The 16,617-nt window shown below is 46.6% G+C and carries 17 protein-coding genes; 7 read left to right on the top strand and 10 right to left on the bottom strand.

The annotated features are described in order from the left end of the window. Positions 1-19: 19 nt before the first annotated feature. Both murD and OU814_RS17560 read right to left on the bottom strand, forming a co-directional pair. A complete protein-coding gene (gene murD, locus OU814_RS17565) occupies positions 20-1,384 on the bottom strand; it encodes a UDP-N-acetylmuramoyl-L-alanine--D-glutamate ligase (protein ID WP_268184545.1) in 1,365 nt (454 codons plus the stop codon). Between the two features lie 69 nt (positions 1,385-1,453). Further along, positions 1,454-1,657 (bottom strand): hypothetical protein, encoded by a 204-nt coding sequence (locus OU814_RS17560; RefSeq protein ID WP_268184544.1) that lies wholly within the window; start codon positions 1,655-1,657, stop codon positions 1,454-1,456. Positions 1,658-1,795: 138 nt separating this feature from the next. Between OU814_RS17560 and OU814_RS17555 the strand changes: the two genes are divergently transcribed. Genes OU814_RS17555 through OU814_RS17545 form a run of 3 tightly spaced genes read left to right on the top strand, consistent with a single transcriptional unit; the run spans position 1,796 to position 2,825 of the window. Beyond that, a complete protein-coding gene (locus OU814_RS17555; protein ID WP_268184543.1) occupies positions 1,796-2,047 on the top strand; it encodes a helix-turn-helix domain-containing protein in 252 nt (83 codons plus the stop codon). Between the two features lie 44 nt (positions 2,048-2,091). Then, positions 2,092-2,406, top strand: a complete 315-nt coding sequence (locus OU814_RS17550; protein WP_268184542.1) for a hypothetical protein — start codon at positions 2,092-2,094, stop codon at positions 2,404-2,406. Continuing rightward, positions 2,403-2,825 (top strand): type II toxin-antitoxin system VapC family toxin, encoded by a 423-nt coding sequence (locus OU814_RS17545; RefSeq protein ID WP_268184541.1) that lies wholly within the window; start codon positions 2,403-2,405, stop codon positions 2,823-2,825. Before OU814_RS17550 ends, OU814_RS17545 begins: the two co-directional genes overlap by 4 nt. 338 nt (positions 2,826-3,163) lie before the next feature. Here the strand turns inward: OU814_RS17545 and OU814_RS17540 are convergent, their stop codons facing one another. Continuing rightward, positions 3,164-4,525, bottom strand: a complete 1,362-nt coding sequence (locus OU814_RS17540; RefSeq protein ID WP_268184540.1) for a toll/interleukin-1 receptor domain-containing protein — start codon at positions 4,523-4,525, stop codon at positions 3,164-3,166. Positions 4,526-5,268: 743 nt separating this feature from the next. Between OU814_RS17540 and OU814_RS17535 the strand changes: the two genes are divergently transcribed. Both OU814_RS17535 and OU814_RS17530 read left to right on the top strand, forming a co-directional pair. Then, positions 5,269-6,585 (top strand): 16S rRNA (cytosine(967)-C(5))-methyltransferase, encoded by a 1,317-nt coding sequence (locus tag OU814_RS17535; protein WP_268184539.1) that lies wholly within the window; start codon positions 5,269-5,271, stop codon positions 6,583-6,585. Next, positions 6,582-6,998 (top strand): tellurite resistance TerB family protein, encoded by a 417-nt coding sequence (locus tag OU814_RS17530; protein WP_017288013.1) that lies wholly within the window; start codon positions 6,582-6,584, stop codon positions 6,996-6,998. Before OU814_RS17535 ends, OU814_RS17530 begins: the two co-directional genes overlap by 4 nt. Before the next feature lie 26 nt (positions 6,999-7,024). Here the strand turns inward: OU814_RS17530 and psb35 are convergent, their stop codons facing one another. From psb35 to petP, 5 genes are all read right to left on the bottom strand, one after another. Further along, complete coding sequence (gene psb35 / locus OU814_RS17525; protein WP_017288012.1) at positions 7,025-7,240, bottom strand: photosystem II assembly protein Psb35; 216 nt, start codon at positions 7,238-7,240, stop codon at positions 7,025-7,027. A gap of 109 nt (positions 7,241-7,349) precedes the next feature. Continuing rightward, positions 7,350-9,722, bottom strand: a complete 2,373-nt coding sequence (locus tag OU814_RS17520) for a transglycosylase domain-containing protein (RefSeq protein WP_197693269.1) — start codon at positions 9,720-9,722, stop codon at positions 7,350-7,352. Positions 9,723-9,959: 237 nt separating this feature from the next. Next, entirely contained in the window at positions 9,960-10,937 is a 978-nt protein-coding gene (gene chlG, locus OU814_RS17515) for a chlorophyll synthase ChlG (protein ID WP_017288009.1), read from the bottom strand. A 45-nt stretch (positions 10,938-10,982) separates the two neighbouring features. After that, positions 10,983-12,074: a Get3/ArsA fold putative tail anchor-mediating ATPase NosAFP gene (locus OU814_RS17510; protein WP_190653708.1), complete on the bottom strand. Its 1,092-nt coding sequence runs from the start codon at positions 12,072-12,074 to the stop codon at positions 10,983-10,985. Between the two features lie 109 nt (positions 12,075-12,183). Next, the gene (gene petP, locus OU814_RS17505) at positions 12,184-12,480 is read right to left on the bottom strand and encodes a cytochrome b6f subunit PetP (protein ID WP_239741164.1); all 297 of its coding nucleotides are present in this window, start codon (positions 12,478-12,480) and stop codon (positions 12,184-12,186) included. Between the two features lie 196 nt (positions 12,481-12,676). Here petP and OU814_RS17500 point away from each other — a divergent pair, with 196 nt between their 5' ends. Both OU814_RS17500 and OU814_RS17495 read left to right on the top strand, forming a co-directional pair. Then, complete coding sequence (locus OU814_RS17500; protein ID WP_017288006.1) at positions 12,677-13,438, top strand: SH3 domain-containing protein; 762 nt, start codon at positions 12,677-12,679, stop codon at positions 13,436-13,438. A gap of 225 nt (positions 13,439-13,663) precedes the next feature. Next, the gene (locus tag OU814_RS17495; RefSeq protein WP_268184538.1) at positions 13,664-14,434 is read left to right on the top strand and encodes an SH3 domain-containing protein; all 771 of its coding nucleotides are present in this window, start codon (positions 13,664-13,666) and stop codon (positions 14,432-14,434) included. 55 nt (positions 14,435-14,489) lie between these two features. Here the strand turns inward: OU814_RS17495 and purB are convergent, their stop codons facing one another. Further along, a complete protein-coding gene (gene purB, locus OU814_RS17490) occupies positions 14,490-15,812 on the bottom strand; it encodes an adenylosuccinate lyase (protein WP_017288004.1) in 1,323 nt (440 codons plus the stop codon). A gap of 117 nt (positions 15,813-15,929) precedes the next feature. Next, on the bottom strand, positions 15,930-16,613 hold the full coding sequence (locus OU814_RS17485) for a cysteine hydrolase family protein (RefSeq protein ID WP_017288003.1): 684 nt from the start codon (positions 16,611-16,613) through the stop codon (positions 15,930-15,932). Positions 16,614-16,617: the final 4 nt, after the last annotated feature.

The following is a 16,617-nucleotide window of genomic DNA, read 5'->3' as shown; positions in this document are numbered from 1 at the left end:
TGGCATTCTTCAGGTGGCTTCATTGGAAGGATTCTAGACAGAGTTGACGGAAGTGATCGCCGCGATGCTCAAAGCTCTGATACTGGTCAAAACTCGCACAAGCGGGAGAGAGAAGCACGACTTTAGCGGAATGTTGTTTTGCGAGTTGGGGTGATCGTGCGATCGCGCGATCCATGGTTTCGACAATCTCGTAATTCGAGTAGCGAACCTCATCTAAGCGCTTCGCAAAGGTCGGGGCTGCTTCTCCAATTAATAGCACTGCGGCAGCATTGGATTGAATGACATTCAGCCAAGCTTGATCTTCGCCAATTTTCGGTTCTCCACCTGCAATCAGAATTGCTGGAGCTTTGACGGCAGAGAGTCCAACTTCGGCAGCATCGTAGTTCGTTGCTTTGCTGTCGTTGATGTAATCGACCCCTTGATAAGTGCAGATGAATTCTAAACGGTGTTCTACTCCAGGAAATTCTGCAACGGCTTCGGCGATCGCACTCTTCTCAATGCCTGCAAAATGTGCGGCTGCAACAGCAGCTAGTAAATTCTGTAGATTGTGCGCTCCGGGCATTTTTAGCGCATCTGCTTGGACGATTTTTTCATCTCGGACAAAGACCCAATTGTTCTCGATATACGCTCCGAATGCGGGATTTCCAATCAACTCAGACCGTCCTTTGACACTTGTCCAACAGGCAGTCTCTTGAACTGGATAACCATGGGCTGTTCCAATCTTCCGAAGATAGGGGTCATCGCCGTTAAAGATCTGCTGCTTAGTTTGATTGAGTAAACTCGCTTTGATGTTGTAATAGTTTTCTAAGGTTTTGTGGCGGGCGAGGTGATCGGGCGTGAAGGTTGTCCAGATGCCGATTTCAGGTGCAAGTGAAGGAGCCGATTCGATCTGATAACTGCTAATTTCCGCGATCGCCCAATCAGGTTTTTGCTCCAGTAATGCGACTTCGCAAGCGGCATAGCCAATGTTGCCAAAAGCAGGCGCATGAAGTCCGGCTTTTTGAAAAATTGCCGCAGTCAGCGCGGTGGTTGTTGTTTTGCCATTGGTTCCGGTAATGGCGACCCAAGGAGAAGTATTCAGCGATCGCCAAGCGAGTTCCATTTCGCCGATAGTTTCGATGTTGAGCGATCGCGCTTTGACTAAACTGGGCACATCCCACGGCACACCCGGACTGACCACAATTAAATCTGGACGGGCTGATTCAGGGTCAAAGTTATCGCCTAACCGCACCTCGATGCCTTCTACAATCAGGGCTTGCTGTTGGGAGTGGAGCGCTTCGGAAGACCCGCGATCGCTGATGATGACTTGCCATCCTTGACGTTTCAGAAGTCGGGCGGCAGCATTGCCAGATCTTCCCAAACCAATTACGTAAGCTTTCGGCATAGTCACAAACACACTGAGTCTTTTTGCATCCTTCATCGTACTGCGGAACGCTTCAGGATGATTGAATCTCTATATGCTTCTCGCTGGAGTTGAGTCGAAGATGAGAATGAAGGTCTGGTCAGGGATCTGTTTCTGCAAAATTGCTAGATGTCCTTCGGCATCAGATCGCTTGTAATATCGTCCGCGAACCACACGCTGCATATCCGGAAAAAGTTGCACGACAATCCAGGAAACGAGTCGCTCCCGATAGGGCATAATCATAGCTGTCTCCATTGTTGAATGGTGATGTTGAGCCAGTGCTGAGGAGTTGGTCGTTGCTAAGCACTGGCTTTAGTCTTGTTTCCGTTCGGCAACATTATATCGAAATAAGAGTTTTGTTGTCAATCGGAAACATCTTCTCTTGAATGAAGTGTGAACGTAAAGAGTATGGGACGGGCAGGAAAGGCACTAGGACTGGTGTTGAAGAATTACGGCATCAACCAAAATCAATTGGCGATCGCGATGAATGTAGATCGATCAAATATCAGTCGCTGGCTGGCTGAAACTCGCGAACCATCTGCGGAGTCTGTTTTAGAAATTCGAGATGCACTTGAAAGTTTTGATGCAACTGCTGCCGAAGAATTTACTCGTTTATATTGGGGAAAAGATGAATTAGAAGAGTGAGTGATCGTATCGCTAAAATAGGCAGTAGAGTTGGAGATTTAGCCATGACGAGCGCTCAACCTGTTAAAGATGACACGATCGCTTCGATGACGATCGCAGATTTAGATGCACGTGTTATCCAGCTTGCCAAACAAATCATCTCTGAAGAAAAGCAACGAGAGGGAAAAGGTAGTCCTTTATTAGGCGGGTTGACTGTTGAAGAGATTTTAGAAAAGCCCTACGATACGACGGCTCGACCACTCTCAGAGATGGTTCAAGAGATATTTGGTGGTCTTCCTGATGAAGCTTGGGAAGGGATTCCAACCGACGGCTCAGCAAATGTTGATCACTACTTATACGGTGTATCCAAAGAAACATGAGCCAGATTTTTGTCGATACGGGATATTGGATCTCACTAATTTATTCCCGCGATTGCTGGCACGAAAAGGCTTTGGCTTTTTATAGCAACACGATCGAGAATCATGTACGCCTTTGTACGAGTGAAATGGTGCTTGTTGAGTTTGTAAATTACTTTTCTCGTGCGGATGTTCAACTACGTGCGCGAGTCGCTCAATGGGTCACACATCTTCAAGGCGATCCAAATACTGAAGTGATTGTTCAAACTTCTAATCAGTTCAGCCGCGCTCTAGCACTTTATGCCAACCGTCTCGACAAACAGTGGAGCCTCACCGATTGCAGTTCGTTTCTGATCATGACTGAGCTAGGAATTACAGACGCACTTGCGTACGATAAGCACTTTGAGCAAGCAGGATTTCGAGCATTATTGAGAGAAGATTAGAGATCGTTCAACGCTCATCGTCAATCCACCTAATTACATTACCTCATGACACTATAGGAGACGGTGCTGTTCAAGTCAGGCGTGGGAAGCAGATAAATTGCTGAAGAAGTTTTAGAAGCCTATGAGATTAGCCAAAATCGCCTGGCTGTTAAGATGAGAACTGGTCGGTCAAATGTTAATCAATGGGTTAATGAGCTTGCTGACCCAGTTGGCAATGCGAGCTTAGATAGTCGAGATAGACTTCAAGAAGTTGATCCGGCAGCAACAGAATTCACTACTTCTTATATGGGGAATCTAAGAAGTAGTGAAACGATGAAGTTCACAAATCACAATCATTGCTACTCAAGCTCTTTTAATCGATTTAAAGTATTCTGATACCAAGTTGAATTCCCTTGTTGTTTGTAGAGATTAGCAGCTTTTTGAAAATCGGCAGTTGCTTTGATTCTGTCTTTCAAGTTAATATACTGAGCCGCCCGATTGTAATAGCTGTCAGCATAGTTAGGCTTCAACTTAATAGCTTTGTCGTAATCTGCTAACGCAGCTTGATTATTCCCCAATCTCGAATGAGCAAGACCACGGTGCATATAAACTAGCCAAGGCTCAGGGTTTTTCAGCTTCAAGGAATTATTAAAATCTAGAATTGCACCTCGATTGTCACCTAAGCGAAACCGAGCGAGACCACGATTGTTATAGATTGCAGGGGAAGTAGGCTTCAGTTTAATAATCTGTGTATAGTCTTCGAGTGCACCTTCATTATCTCCTTTGGCTTCTTTTGCTCTTGCTTGATCAAAAAGCATTGAAATCTTAATTGTTGATTCGGAAGCTTGAGTAACTGAGGATTTAGGTACAGAAGAAGTTCTAGCTCGCTCAAGCATTTTTTGCGAAGCAGAGTTAATCTGTACTTGTGAATTGAGAAAAGACATAACAGCTAGACCGAGAAAAACAATTAGTCCTACAACTCCAGCTTTAGAGATAACGTTTTTAGAGATAGCATCATAGAACGGTATATCAGGTTGAGAGTTAGATGAAGCGTTATAGTAATGGCCTCTCTGATTTTGATTAGTTCTGCTTTGAGCAAATAACTGCTCTCTCACAGCATTGTTAATTTGTTCTGCATCTTCATCATTAATTCCTAGCTCCTGCTGGTATGTCTCTAAAAAAACTCGAAATTCATTGCTTGAAGAATCTAAGCTATTAAATGCCCTATGTACAGTTTGAGAGTAAGTATTCAACTTTGCTTGATATTGCTTCCTCTCCTGAATCGGTTGTATTGCTTTACGAATACCTTCAGCAACAATGGCAAAAGCCTCATCTCTATTTCCCCATTTATTTATGGGTTTAGCATTCTTTGGAAGTGCTTGAATATGCCCAAAAGGTGCTTTTTCCCAGTTATCAGTAGGACGCAGAATTATTGGTATTACGCAAGCTTCACCCAGATTATGCCTTTCAATCGCCCGGCGGATTTCTACTTCCCAACAATAATCAGAAGCAAGAAAGTCTGAGCTGACTAAGAGCAAAATTATATCAGCATGGTCTAATTCAGAACTGATTTTGTTATGCCATTCCTCACCAGGCAAAATTTTGCGATCATCCCAAGTATCAATCACACTCTGCCGCTTTAGAATTATTAGTTGATTGACAAGTTTTTCCTTAAACGTTTCGTCTTTGTGAGAATACGACAAGAAAACTCTAATAGTCATATTTGCCCTATGTTTCAATTTACGCATTAGTTTAACGAAGAAAAAAGGCTTGTGGATCGACAATTTCTGCGATGGCCCTGCAATTTAATCCCGTTGTCTTTTAAGCAATAACAAATGGACAGTGCTGGAATGTTTGCTATCAAATTCAGTAATCATAAGCATGACACGTTGCGAGACAGAGTATTTACGCTAAATACAATTGCAAATCGCGCCGATAAAATTCGAACAGAACACGAAATAATTACTCCAGACCAAGTGCACTCCGTTGCGTCAGAAAGCACTTTCGTTGATGGGAAATTCCTAACGCTTTGCTTACCATCTGAAAAGATTGCTCAACTATGTTCCAGTTTACTTAGAGGCGTAGTTGAGTTGAGCCTTTTGTAACAGGAACAAGAAAAGCTCAAATCTTTCGAGATGCCACTTTAGCGATTCAAAGAAGAGAATAGGAGTAATTCGACTCATCGGAATCGTCTCTATTGCATAAGTCATGCTTTGAGCATCTGCAAAATCAATCAGGTAAGCTTGATCATCGAATGTTATCCATACAGTGCTACTCTGACGGTGCCTTAGAAGAATCAGCTGATACGTAGTCTTAGAGGTGCAGGTGTACTTTCTGTTAACGCAAATCCATCATATTCCTGAGTGGTTTTCATAAGATTTTGCCTCATATCGAGGATACATTTTATCCAAAGCGATCGCTCGATTGTTATTCTAGATAAGCCAATTTAACACTTCCTCAATCGTTGAATCCTCGCCAACTTGCCTTTAATACGCTTCGATCGATTCAGAAAGGAGCCTTTGCCGATGTTGCAGTTGATCAAGCGCTGCATCAATCTGATCTGAATCTCCTCGATCGACGATTGTTCACTGAACTCGTTTATGGAACCGTTCGTCGTCAGAGAACCTTAAACGCGCTGATTGATCAGTTTGCGAAAAAGAAAGATCAACCGCCTGATCTCAGATTGATTCTGCAATTGGGACTGTATCAACTGCGCTATCTCAATCAAATTCCTGAATCCGCCGCAGTCGATACGAGTGTTGAACTTGCGAAGAAAAATAAGCTGAGTGGACTCACAGGAGTCGTCAATGGGATTTTGCGGCAGTATCTGCGATCGCAACTGATTCTTCACGCTGACCCATTAAAACTTTGCGATGATCCAGTCGAACAACTTGGAACGCTACATAGCTATCCCGATTGGATCATTCAAGTTTGGTTAGAGCAATTTGGAATCGACGATACAGCTAAACTCTGTGAATGGATGAATCAACCCCCTCGGATTGATCTGCGGGTGAATACTTTAAAGACCAACATCGAGCAAGTTGAATCTGCAATTCCAGACTCGCAGTGCATTCCCAACGTGCCAAATGCACTGAGATTACCTAGCAACGCTGGAGCCATTCAGAACTTACCAGGCTATGCAGAAGGCTGGTGGATTGTTCAAGATAGTAGTGCTCAACTCGTCAGTTACTTAGTCGATCCGCAACCTGGAGAGATTGTTGCAGACGCTTGTGCGGCTCCCGGTGGCAAAACTCTGCACCTGGCAGAATTGATGCAAGATCAAGGAACCGTGTGGGCGATCGACAAAACCGCCTCTCGATTGAAAAAGCTTCAGCAAAACATCGATCGCTTAGGGGTCACTTCGATTCAGATTTTGACAAGTGATAGCCGAGACGTTCCCAGTTTGAAAGGGAAATGCGATCGGGTTTTAGTCGATGCACCTTGTTCAGGCTTAGGAACGCTGAATCGTCATGCCGATGCACGCTGGCGACAAACCCCTGAAAGCGCAACAGCACTTGCTCAACTGCAACAAGAAATTCTCACCGAAGCTGCAAGTTGGCTAAAACCTCAAGGCGTGCTTGTGTACTCAACTTGCACCTTGAATCCGCTCGAAAACGAATCCGTGATTGAGAAATTCCTCCATCAGCATCCAAATTGGGCGATCGAACACCCTACGCATCCAGCTTTGATCACACTCACTTCCCAACAAGGGTGGATCAAAGTCCTCCCGCACTGCCACAATATGGACGGATTCTTTATGGTTCGACTCAAACAAATATGAAAAACGATGTCAAAGATTTAGTAAAAATTCTGATCGGTGTCGCTTGGTTAGATGGGAAAATTCAGCCGGAAGAAAGAACGTACTTACAGCGAATTGCGATCGAAAAAGGAGTGGCAAAAGATCCAGAAATTCAACCCATCCTGCACGAACTTCGAGCGGTTCGATCAGAGGAATGCTACCAATGGATACAAGACTATCTGGGCGAGCATCCTACCTCTGAAGAATGCCATCATCTCATCGAAGCCATTAGTGAAATTATCTATACCGATGGCATGATCGACAGCGAGGAAGCCAAGCTTCTCACTCGCCTGCAAATTCTCGAATCTGAACCTGTCCCAACCCTGCAAACCAAGGTTGTCTCAGCGCTGCGTAAGCTCTATCAGCATGGACTCCAAAAAATTGAAAAGCTCTGAATCGTAATCCAGAGCTTGGTTTAAGCCTAAATACCAGGCGTTTCTTCTTTTTCAACTTCTGGCACGATATTAGGACGCTCTTTATCTTCCCAACCGACCGGGCGTTTCGAGTTGTACCAAGCGATTGACCCAATCGTCACGGCTGCCACAAACCCAACCCCATAAACTAACGTGAACGAGGTCGGAAACTGCATTCCAGGCTTTGTTGCTACTTCGGTTGCCACTTCTAATAGAAGATTCATCTAAACTGCTCCTGTAAATTTTCTACTGTGGAATCCAGACTAACAAAGTCATCATAGCAGGGCATCTTTCGCCAGTTCGATCCGTTGTTACAGAATTAGGTACTTTCTACTAATTCCCTGGAGGAGGTAGAGGGTCAGCAGCGGCGGGAGCAGGATCAGCAGGAGGTGGTGCAACTGGAGCAGCCTCAGGTTCAGGTGGAGCAGCTTCAGGTTCAGGTGGAGCAGCCTCAGGTTCAGGTGGAGCAGATCTAGGAGGCTCTGGCTCAGAATAGCGGGGTTCTGAGTAAGTTGGTTCGGGTGGAGCTTCCTCATATCGACGACGAGGTTGTTCTTCAGGGGAATCTGGAGCTGTGCCCAGTGCTCGGAGCCGATTCGGTTTTACAGGCTGAGCCTTAATCGTGCCTTTGCGATCGTCCAAATTCTCTGGAATCTCAGCAAATTTTTGCGTCGGCATTCCTGCCACAGCTTCTTTCATGAATTCATGCCAGGTAAAAGCAGCCGTTCCACTGCTTCCCCAAGTGGGGGAATTATCGTCGTTGCCGAGCCATACACCTGTAACCAGTTGTGGGACATAGCCAATAAACCAAAGGTCACGCGCGTTTTCTGAAGTTCCAGTTTTTCCTGCCACGGGTCGATCGAGTCGGGCTGCCCGTGCTGTTCCATCTGAAACGACTCCACGCATCATCCAAGTCGTAATTGCCGCCGTTTCTGCATCTAAAACTCGTTTTGGTTTGTAGTTTGCATCATAGAGAACCTTGCCTTTACGATCGATCACTTTGCGAATTGCATGAGGTTCAACATAATTTCCCTGAGCAGCAAACACGCCATACGCACTGGTCAGTTCTAATGGATTCACTTCATATGCGCCTAACGCTAATGAATAAGTGGGTTCCATCTTCGATCGAATTCCCATGCCCTGCGCTAGTTTGATCACAGGCTCAAATCCGACATCGATCAGCACTTTAACGGCAATCACATTCACTGAATTGGTCAGTGCCGTTTTCATGTTCAACCAGCCAGAATACTTATTGCTGTAGTTCTTCGGCTGATAGCCATCGACGCTAAAACGCTCATCCAAATAGGATTGATAAGGCGACTTGCCGGTTGCAATGGCAGTGGCATAGACAAAGGGCTTAAATGTCGATCCAGGTTGCCGTTGAGCTTGGGTCACTCGGTTGAATTGACTATCTTTGTAGAAGTCATATCCACCGACCATCGATCGAATTTCACCATTGCGCGGATCGATAGCAACGAGTGCGGCTTGCTTGAAGCCTTCAGCATTTCCGTCTACGCCGATCGCCTCTCGAATCGATCGCTCTGCAACTTTTTGCCACTTCGCATTCAGAGTCGTCTCAACGGTCACGCCACCTGCTGCAAGTACGTCTTTCGGTACAAGTTTCTCAAGCTGCTGCTGAACGTAATATGTGAAGTATGGCGACGTACTTTGAAGATTTTTCGGCATACTGGGCTTCACAACCAATTTCTCAGCCTGGGCTGCCTGAGATTCTGCTTCGCTGATGTAACCAGCCACCACCATTTTGTCGAGCACTGTATTTCGCCGCTCTTGAGCTTTTTCTAAGCTCACTAATGGGGAATATAAACTGGGCGCAGGAGGCAATCCCGCGATCATTGCCATCTCGCCTAGCGTTAGCTGATCGAGGCGCTTACTAAAATAGATCCACGCTGCATCTGCTACACCGTAAGCATTAGAGCCAAGATAAACAAAGTTCAGATATTTTTCGAGAATCTGCTTTTTATCGATCGTGCGCTCAAGTTTCTGAGCAATCAGGGCTTCGCGAACCTTGCGACCGAGAGAGCGATCGTCTTGATCGAGAAAGACCACTCGTGAAAGTTGCTGAGTGAGCGTACTTCCTCCCTCAACTACATCTCTCGAAGTCAGGTTGCGAAAGACTGCCCGCCCAATTCCCTGAAGATCAAGCCCGTTATGATCGTAAAATCTACGGTCTTCCGAAGCAACAAATGCATCGATCAATCGCTTCGGAATCCGATCAACCGCCACTTGATCGCGCGTTGCGGGACCCAATTGATGTAAAACTGATCCGTCGGAAGCTCGAATGGTCAGTGTTCCGGGACGAGCAAATGTCTTTAATTCAGCCGGGTCAGGTAAGCTTTGATCGACTTGAATCGCAGCATATCGGAATAGTCCAGCTCCGCCCAAAATGACAATCCCGATCGCGACTCGCTTTTGTACCACCGGATTTTTGATCGGTGCAGGTATCTTATGGTCTAGTGCTTCAAGGCGACGAGTGGTAACATCTAAAAACCTTCGCACCCCTGCCATCCGAGGATGCTCCATGAGCTTCGTTACTCCTGCGGATAAAGGGTTGCGGGCGCGTTCTCGTCTAGATTTTGGCTTCACTTGGCGCTTCTTTCCTGTTCCGTCTGTCATAGAGTCCAGCCCTGTTGAAGATTGATCCATCCGAGTCGGTTTTTCTCTACGTTTTGAGCGATGCTGTGCCACGATTGTGCCTCTTATCACAAAGCAGAAGAAAAGATCCGCAGAAACCAGGGAATTCATCTCTGTTAAATTGACGGAAAGCGATTCTTACGTCAACCGTGTTCTTCAAACGGATGATCTCTGCTGCGGGGTCAGAATCATGACCGAATTTGAAGAATTACTGACGTTTAGTCTACAAGACTTTCAGGATTTTGCGATCGCAATCCCTTTGATTCCGGGGTTAGCGATCGCAAATCAAGGCTAAATATTTGCATGTCCTAATGCTAACGCCGTCACCAACATGCCAAACACAAGAAAGGGTTGGGCGCTGGCTTGATATTTAACATCGTTCTTGATCGGGTCTCGCAGGAAGTACATATCTTGAAAGGTGATCTGCGGAATGATTAACAAGATCAGCAGCGTCGCCATCAGATTCTGATGAATGGTCATCAGATAACCTGCAACTCCTGCTTGAAAAACATCAATCATTGCTACACAAATCCAAGCTGCTGTTGTTACTCCAAACATGACCGGAAGTGATTTGAGTCCTAGCGCTTTATCGCCTTCGACGCTCTTGAAATCGTTGACGATCGCAATTCCCAATCCCGAAAAGCTGTAGAACAAGGTCAAGATAATAATGGTCGGATTCAAATCGCCAAATAAAGCATGTCCTGTCCACCAGGGAATCGCAATATAGCTTGCCCCGAGCGCATAACAGCCTAGCCAGCCATTTTGTTTGAGCTTGAGAGGGGGTGCTGAGTAGATATAAGACAAGAATGATCCGGCGATCGCCAGTACTGTAATCGTTGGAAATTCATGCCCTGCCCAACGATCCAAAACATAGGCAAGTCCCACACCGCTGAGGAGCAAGAACCAAATTTGGATTACAACTTGGTTCAGAGGAATCGCACCCGATGGAATCGGACGATACGGTTCGTTGATGGCGTCGATCTCGCGATCGTAGTAGTCGTTCATAATCTGCGTGTAGCCTGTGAGCAGTGGTCCTGCCAGCAGCATACAAGCCGCAGATTTCAGCACATCTTCGAGTGCCCAATGATAGTTTCCAGACGAAGCCGCACCGCAGAGAATTCCCCACATCAGCGGAATCCAGGTAATCGGCTTCATCAATTGCAGCCGAATCTTCCAGATCGAAGATTCTTTCACGTCTGCGCCTTTCATCCCCAGAATCTGGCGAGTTTTGGCAGAGCGCTCGGTTTGAAGTTCAGAAGATTCAGTCATAAGGTTAGGGTCGTGAATTGAATAATCGCGGACGACTAAGACACGCTAAAACGAGATGATTAAATAGCCGTCTTGGAATTTTGCGCCTGTCACAGGTTGCCCGCGTAATGGCGCAGGCAGGTCGATATTGCGCCGCTGATCGCCCGCTTCGATCGTGATTTCTGTCCCATACTGGGTCAGTTTGACTTGCTTTTTATCAAATCCCGGCAAGAATAAGCTTACTTTTCTTTCGGCGACATTCACCGCGATCGGTCTCGGGGCTTCAGAAGTGTGATCGAGTTCTGGCAATGCATCGATCAGGGACTGCCAGTCATTCACGGGCTGAACCGGAATCGCTGAAATTGGCAAAGGCTGAAATGCTTCGCTGACCGCAGAAGCATCGCTGGAACGATTACACAAAACGCCTGCAACGGTTAAGCCAATTTGCTGAGCGCTGCCCCAGAGATATTTTGCACTCGCGATCGCTGCTTCATCTTCAGTCGTCACTAAGAAAGCCGCCATGCGTTTCGGATCATTCACCGCTTGCTTCCCTTGATCTAACAGATCATTGGCTTGACGAGTCGGCTGGGCAAAGTTATCCCCGACGAAATTGTTGTTCGTGAAAATTGCAGCAGCGATCGGTTGAATCAACATCGAAACCGTTTTCCCTAAATCTGAATCGATAAAGACCTGACGGAATCGACGAATATACCAACTCAAGGTCTCAGGCGTTCCCAACAATCGCAGCGTATCTTGATTGCCTGCGCCATCGTAGATGATTACGTCATAGCGGCTATCAAACTCTCGCAGGGCATTCAAAGCGAGCAACTGATCCAAGCCTGGAAAAATCGCCAATTCCTGACCAAACACATTTTTTAGGATCGGTGACTGAAGATATTGCGCCTCCAACTTTTTCACTTCTTCCCAACTGCGTTCGAGCAGCGTTGTTGTCTGAAGTTGAACGGCGCTGAAGTTGGCAGAAATTTCTTGTGGATCAACGCCAACCGTTGTTCCGAGTGCTAAACCAAAAGCCGGAGTCGGATCTTGTCCGACCAGTAAAACGCGCTTTCCTTGAGCAGCAAACTTTTTGGCAGCCGCGATCGCGCAAGTTGTCCGTCCGGTTCCGCCTTTACCTAAAAACGTCAATATAAAAGCCATATCCAAATCCGCAAAAAGGGGCGATTCATGAGAAGAGGGGTCAGGGAAAAAGGCAAACTGCTTGATTCCCTAACCCCTATGGTATCGACTGGTCGAATTCTTAGCTCGATTAGCCGATCGTTTCCAACTCATCCTCAAAAAACCAGGTTGAGTATTTATCCTCAAACTGGACGAGTAAACCAATGCCTTTGCCATCAACCACTTTGTATTGGCTGATAACGCCAGTTGCTCCGAGCTTTTTAACCACATCTTGGGGGACACGATCGCGCAGTCGCCGAACGCGCACTTTTTGACCAATTTCCATTGCCACTTCTGATACTTGACCATCCAAAAGTTTACCAGGATGTTGCGTCTTATTAAGCTGCTGACAAGACAGAATCAAATGTCGAGGGGTATTACCCCTCATGGGTCTGACCCAGATTATTTTGTCAAGTGGGAGAACACGATGAATTGAGAAGAGTTAATTTTCTAGGATTGTTGGGACTCCTGAACGCATTTGCATGAATTTTAGGGCAATCTACAAGAGTGAAGACGAGTCGCGGAACTGAACAAGCGCTTGTAAAGTTTGAATTCTCAATTTTGGATCAGCATGAGGCATCACCATGTCGGTTAACGTGAAGACGATTCTGAAATCTCCTTTGGCAGTTGGAGCTTGTATTACCGCAGTCATGACCGTGTCTGGAACTCTGTATGCGGTAGCGAAACCCAAGGCGACGATTAACAGTACAGAATCGGCGAATGTCATTCAAACGGTCGCGCAGGATTGTCAAACGATCGTCTTTGACGATAAGCCGCCATTGAATGTGAGATCGGCTCCAATCGAGAAGGTCGGAAATATTGTGGGGTCGCTACAGAATGGTATTGTTGTTACCGTGATTGGGCGCAGAGATGGCTGGTTACAAATTAGCCAACCTGTTGTGGGCTGGATTTATGAGAATTTAACTCGGAAAACCTGTGAAAGTGATGGTCCTGTTGCAACGCTCAATCGGAAACGAGCGAATGATCCAGCTTTAGCGAGTTTGCCGAATGATCCAGGCAGCCGCCTCTACCGTGAATCACTTTCGCATTTCCAAGCTGGAAATTTAGATGGCGCGATCGCACTTGCAAAAGCTGTGCCAGCCAACAGCGCCGCCTATCCCCAAGCTCAATCGGCTCTCAAGACGATGCCCAAATCCTGGGATAAAGCTGTGACTCAATATTCAACGGCGCTAGCAGCAGAAGAACAGAACCGTTGGAGCGATATTCTCAAGATCGCGACGAATTATCCCGATATTCGCTACTGGAGAGAGAAACTCACGCCGATTGTAAAACGGGCGATCCAGATGCAACACGATTTTTCCGGGTCAGATAGAGATGTTCAGTAAGGTGGCACATTGAGCTTTGTACAATGCTCAAGACTTTCAGTAGGTCTTTGCACAGTCAAGGTCAGTGCGGGTTTACCATAGCCGAAACTCAACCTGACGCGAAAGTTGAATTGAAACCTCTAGGCTTTTGCAAGTCTGGAGGTTTTTTGTAATTCACTAAACCATTCCGTGATTGAATTTGCAAGTATTGAAGTAATTTCTTGATCCTAAGCTTCTCTACGACATATGCCTTTTAGATCCTCAGCATTGATTTGGTTCCGCTCAAGCACTTGTGCAACCTTGTTAGCGATGATGGCAGCTTGTTCTTCTGCGCCTCAATCTTCTGCCCCAAGTGCAAGCTCTCCGACTGCAGCGCCTCAATCTCCTGCAAAACCGACTGAATCTCCCACGGCTGCACCTCAATCGATCCCTCAACTGTCGCCCGAATCCCCAAAATCGGATGCTGCTTCTGACGCTAAGCCCTCTGGATCAAAAGCGACTCGAACCGTCGAAAAATGTGTGATTCGTATGGCGAAAGTCAACGATCCGGAGTCACCTCTGAATGTACGATCGAGTCCCAATGCTTCCTCACAGATTTTGGGACAGTTGCCAAATGGAACGTTTGTCGATGTTGAGAATGAACAAGACGGCTGGTTCAAAATCACGGGTGAGAAGCCAGGTTGGATTGCGAAATCTAGAACAGAAAATCACTGTGGTGAAAAAGTTGAGCGGATCGAATTTGCTGGAGGACAAGACAACATTGAAATTAGAGATCGCTTCATTGGAACTGGCAGTCACACCTATTCCTTCAATTTGAGCAAAGGTCAGACATTGACGGTGACGCGCGATCGCCAAGTTTTTCCCAGAATTGTTGCGCCGGATGGGAAAGATTTGGTTGAGTACAGAGAAGACCGAAAATCTTGGACGGGTGAGGTTGCTGCGACCGGAGATTACGCAGTTATTTTTGAATCGAACTTCAAAGGATATGAATATGGAGTGTCTGTCGAGGCACGTTAGGGGAATGGGAAGTCAGCATAACCATTGCTACTTTCCCCATTCCCACATTCCCCGATTAAATCCCTAACCGTTGATAAACCTGATCGAGATTTTTCAGATGCACCTGTGGATCAAAACACTCATCCAATTCTGTAGTCGATAGCGTTTTGGTCACGCGATCGTCTTCACTCAGCAATTGACGGAAATTCCCATCTTCCCGATTCCAGGCTTGGTGGGCGCAAGATTGCACGATCGCATAAGCATCCTCTCGACTCAATCCCTTCTGCACCAATGCCAGCATCACCCGCTGACTAAACACTACCCCGCCGTAAACGTTCATGTTGCGAGCCATATTCTCTGGATAAACCAGCAGGTGTTTAATCAAGTCTGTCGTCTCAACCAACATAAAATGCGTCAAAATGCACGCATCGGGTAACGCAACTCGCTCAACGGAGCTGTGAGAAATATCGCGTTCATGCCATAACGCAACATTCTCTAATGCAGCGGTTGCATAGCCTCGGAGTAATCTTGCCATTCCGGTCAAACGCTCCGATCGAATCGGATTTCGCTTATGGGGCATTGCAGAAGATCCTTTCTGACCCTTTGAGAAAAATTCCTCAACTTCCAAAACATCCGTTTTCTGCAAATTGCGAATCTCAACTGCAAACCGCTCGATCGAAGCTCCTAACAAAGCGAGGCAATTCATATAATCGGCATGGCGATCGCGAGAAATTACCTGGGTTGAAGCGGCATCCGGTTCAAGTCCTAAATTCTGACAAGTCAGCGCCTCAATGCGCGGATCAATATTGGCGTAAGTTCCTACTGCGCCAGAGATTTGACCGACTGCGATCGATTTTCTGAGTTGGCATAAGCGATCGCGATGACGCAACATTTCAGCGAGCCAGCCTGCCAGTTTGAATCCAAATGTGATCGGCTCGGCGTGAATTCCATGCGATCGACCAATCATCACCGTATTGCGATGCTGTTGGGCCTGATATCGGATGGCTTGAATCAACGCTTCTACATGCGTCATGATCACATCTAAACTGGCGACCATTTGCAAGGCTAAAGCGGTATCCAGCACATCCGAACTGGTCATGCCTAAATGAATATAGCGACCCGCATCGCCTACATATTCATTCACATTCGTCAAAAACGCGATCACATCATGACGAACCTGCGCTTCGATTTCTAAAATCCGCGCCACATCAAATTTCGCTTTCGCTTTAATCTCTTCAACCGCTTCAGCCGGAATATAACCTAGCTCGGCTTGCGCCTCACACACTGCTATTTCAACTTGGAGCCAGGTTTTAAATTTGTAGTGATCTGTCCACAAATCGCCCATCTCAGGCAGGGTGTAACGCTCAATCAAGGTAGGGGTGCCGAATTCAACCGTCACATTGTAGCGCCTCAAGTTCCCGATTCAAAGAGGGCAACAAAAAGGGTGACAAACCGCCACCCGAAACGCAAGGAATAATGATGAAAGTATTGATCGAGATGCACTGGACTTAACTTATCATTCTCCGGCTTTCCACGATCGTAAACCCTGTAACACCGCCTCTGTGTTTGCCGTCCATCCCACAATGCCCCCTTGTGCCCGCACCATCTCTAACGTCGCTTGTTTAAATTGTGGAAAGTAACTCTCAGTGGCATCTTCGACGAGTAAGCACTCATATCCTCGATCGTTTGCCTCTCGCATCGTGGTCTGCACACAAACTTCGGTTGTTACGCCTGCAATCAAAAGATGGGTAACATTGCGATTGATCAACTGCATCTCCAGATCAGTGTTGTAAAACGCTCCTTTTCCGGGTTTGGGAATCAAAACTTCCCCCGGTAAGGGAGCGAGTTCAGGAATGATTGCGTTTCCAGGTTCACCCAGAATCAGAATCCGCCCCAACTTGCCCTGATCGCCAATGGTCAGGTTTCCTTTTCCCCGCTTGAGCTTCGATTGCGGACAGTCAGACAGATCCGGCAGATGTCCTTCTTGAGTATGAAAGATCGGCAGGTGCAGCGATCGACATCCTTCGAGCAGTTGTTTCACGGTGGGTACGATCGCTTGAGCGAGTTTCACATCATTGCCAAGGGCTTCACCAAATCCGCCTAACTCCAGGAAATCGCGCTGCATATCGATCACGATTAACGCGACTTGGGAATCACTCGGAAGTTCGTATTCGTAAGGCTGTGCGGCGATCGAAGGCATAAGG

The sequence above is a fragment of the Leptolyngbya sp. GGD genome (assembly GCF_026735145.1).
Classification (GTDB): Bacteria; Cyanobacteriota; Cyanobacteriia; order Leptolyngbyales; family Leptolyngbyaceae; genus Leptolyngbya; species Leptolyngbya boryana.
Note: the sequence above shows the minus strand (reverse complement) of the source record. Positions and strands in the feature narration are given on the sequence as shown.

Excerpts from the sequence above, each read along its gene's own strand:
- OU814_RS17545 (WP_268184541.1), top strand. The coding sequence starts at position 2,403 with ATGAGCCAGATTTTTGTCGATACGGGATATTGGATCTCACTAATTTAT.
- psb35 (WP_017288012.1), bottom strand. The coding sequence starts at position 7,240 with ATGAATCTTCTATTAGAAGTGGCAACCGAAGTAGCAACAAAGCCTGGA.
- OU814_RS17510 (WP_190653708.1), bottom strand. The coding sequence starts at position 12,074 with ATGGCTTTTATATTGACGTTTTTAGGTAAAGGCGGAACCGGACGGACA.
- OU814_RS17550 (WP_268184542.1), top strand. The coding sequence starts at position 2,092 with ATGACGAGCGCTCAACCTGTTAAAGATGACACGATCGCTTCGATGACG.
- OU814_RS17495 (WP_268184538.1), top strand. The coding sequence starts at position 13,664 with ATGCCTTTTAGATCCTCAGCATTGATTTGGTTCCGCTCAAGCACTTGT.
- OU814_RS17540 (WP_268184540.1), bottom strand. The coding sequence starts at position 4,525 with ATGACTATTAGAGTTTTCTTGTCGTATTCTCACAAAGACGAAACGTTT.
- OU814_RS17560 (WP_268184544.1), bottom strand. The coding sequence starts at position 1,657 with ATGGAGACAGCTATGATTATGCCCTATCGGGAGCGACTCGTTTCCTGG.
- OU814_RS17500 (WP_017288006.1), top strand. The coding sequence starts at position 12,677 with ATGTCGGTTAACGTGAAGACGATTCTGAAATCTCCTTTGGCAGTTGGA.
- petP (WP_239741164.1), bottom strand. The coding sequence starts at position 12,480 with ATGAGGGGTAATACCCCTCGACATTTGATTCTGTCTTGTCAGCAGCTT.
- murD (WP_268184545.1), bottom strand. The coding sequence starts at position 1,384 with ATGCCGAAAGCTTACGTAATTGGTTTGGGAAGATCTGGCAATGCTGCC.
- chlG (WP_017288009.1), bottom strand. The coding sequence starts at position 10,937 with ATGACTGAATCTTCTGAACTTCAAACCGAGCGCTCTGCCAAAACTCGC.
- OU814_RS17530 (WP_017288013.1), top strand. The coding sequence starts at position 6,582 with ATGAAAAACGATGTCAAAGATTTAGTAAAAATTCTGATCGGTGTCGCT.
- OU814_RS17485 (WP_017288003.1), bottom strand. The coding sequence starts at position 16,613 with ATGCCTTCGATCGCCGCACAGCCTTACGAATACGAACTTCCGAGTGAT.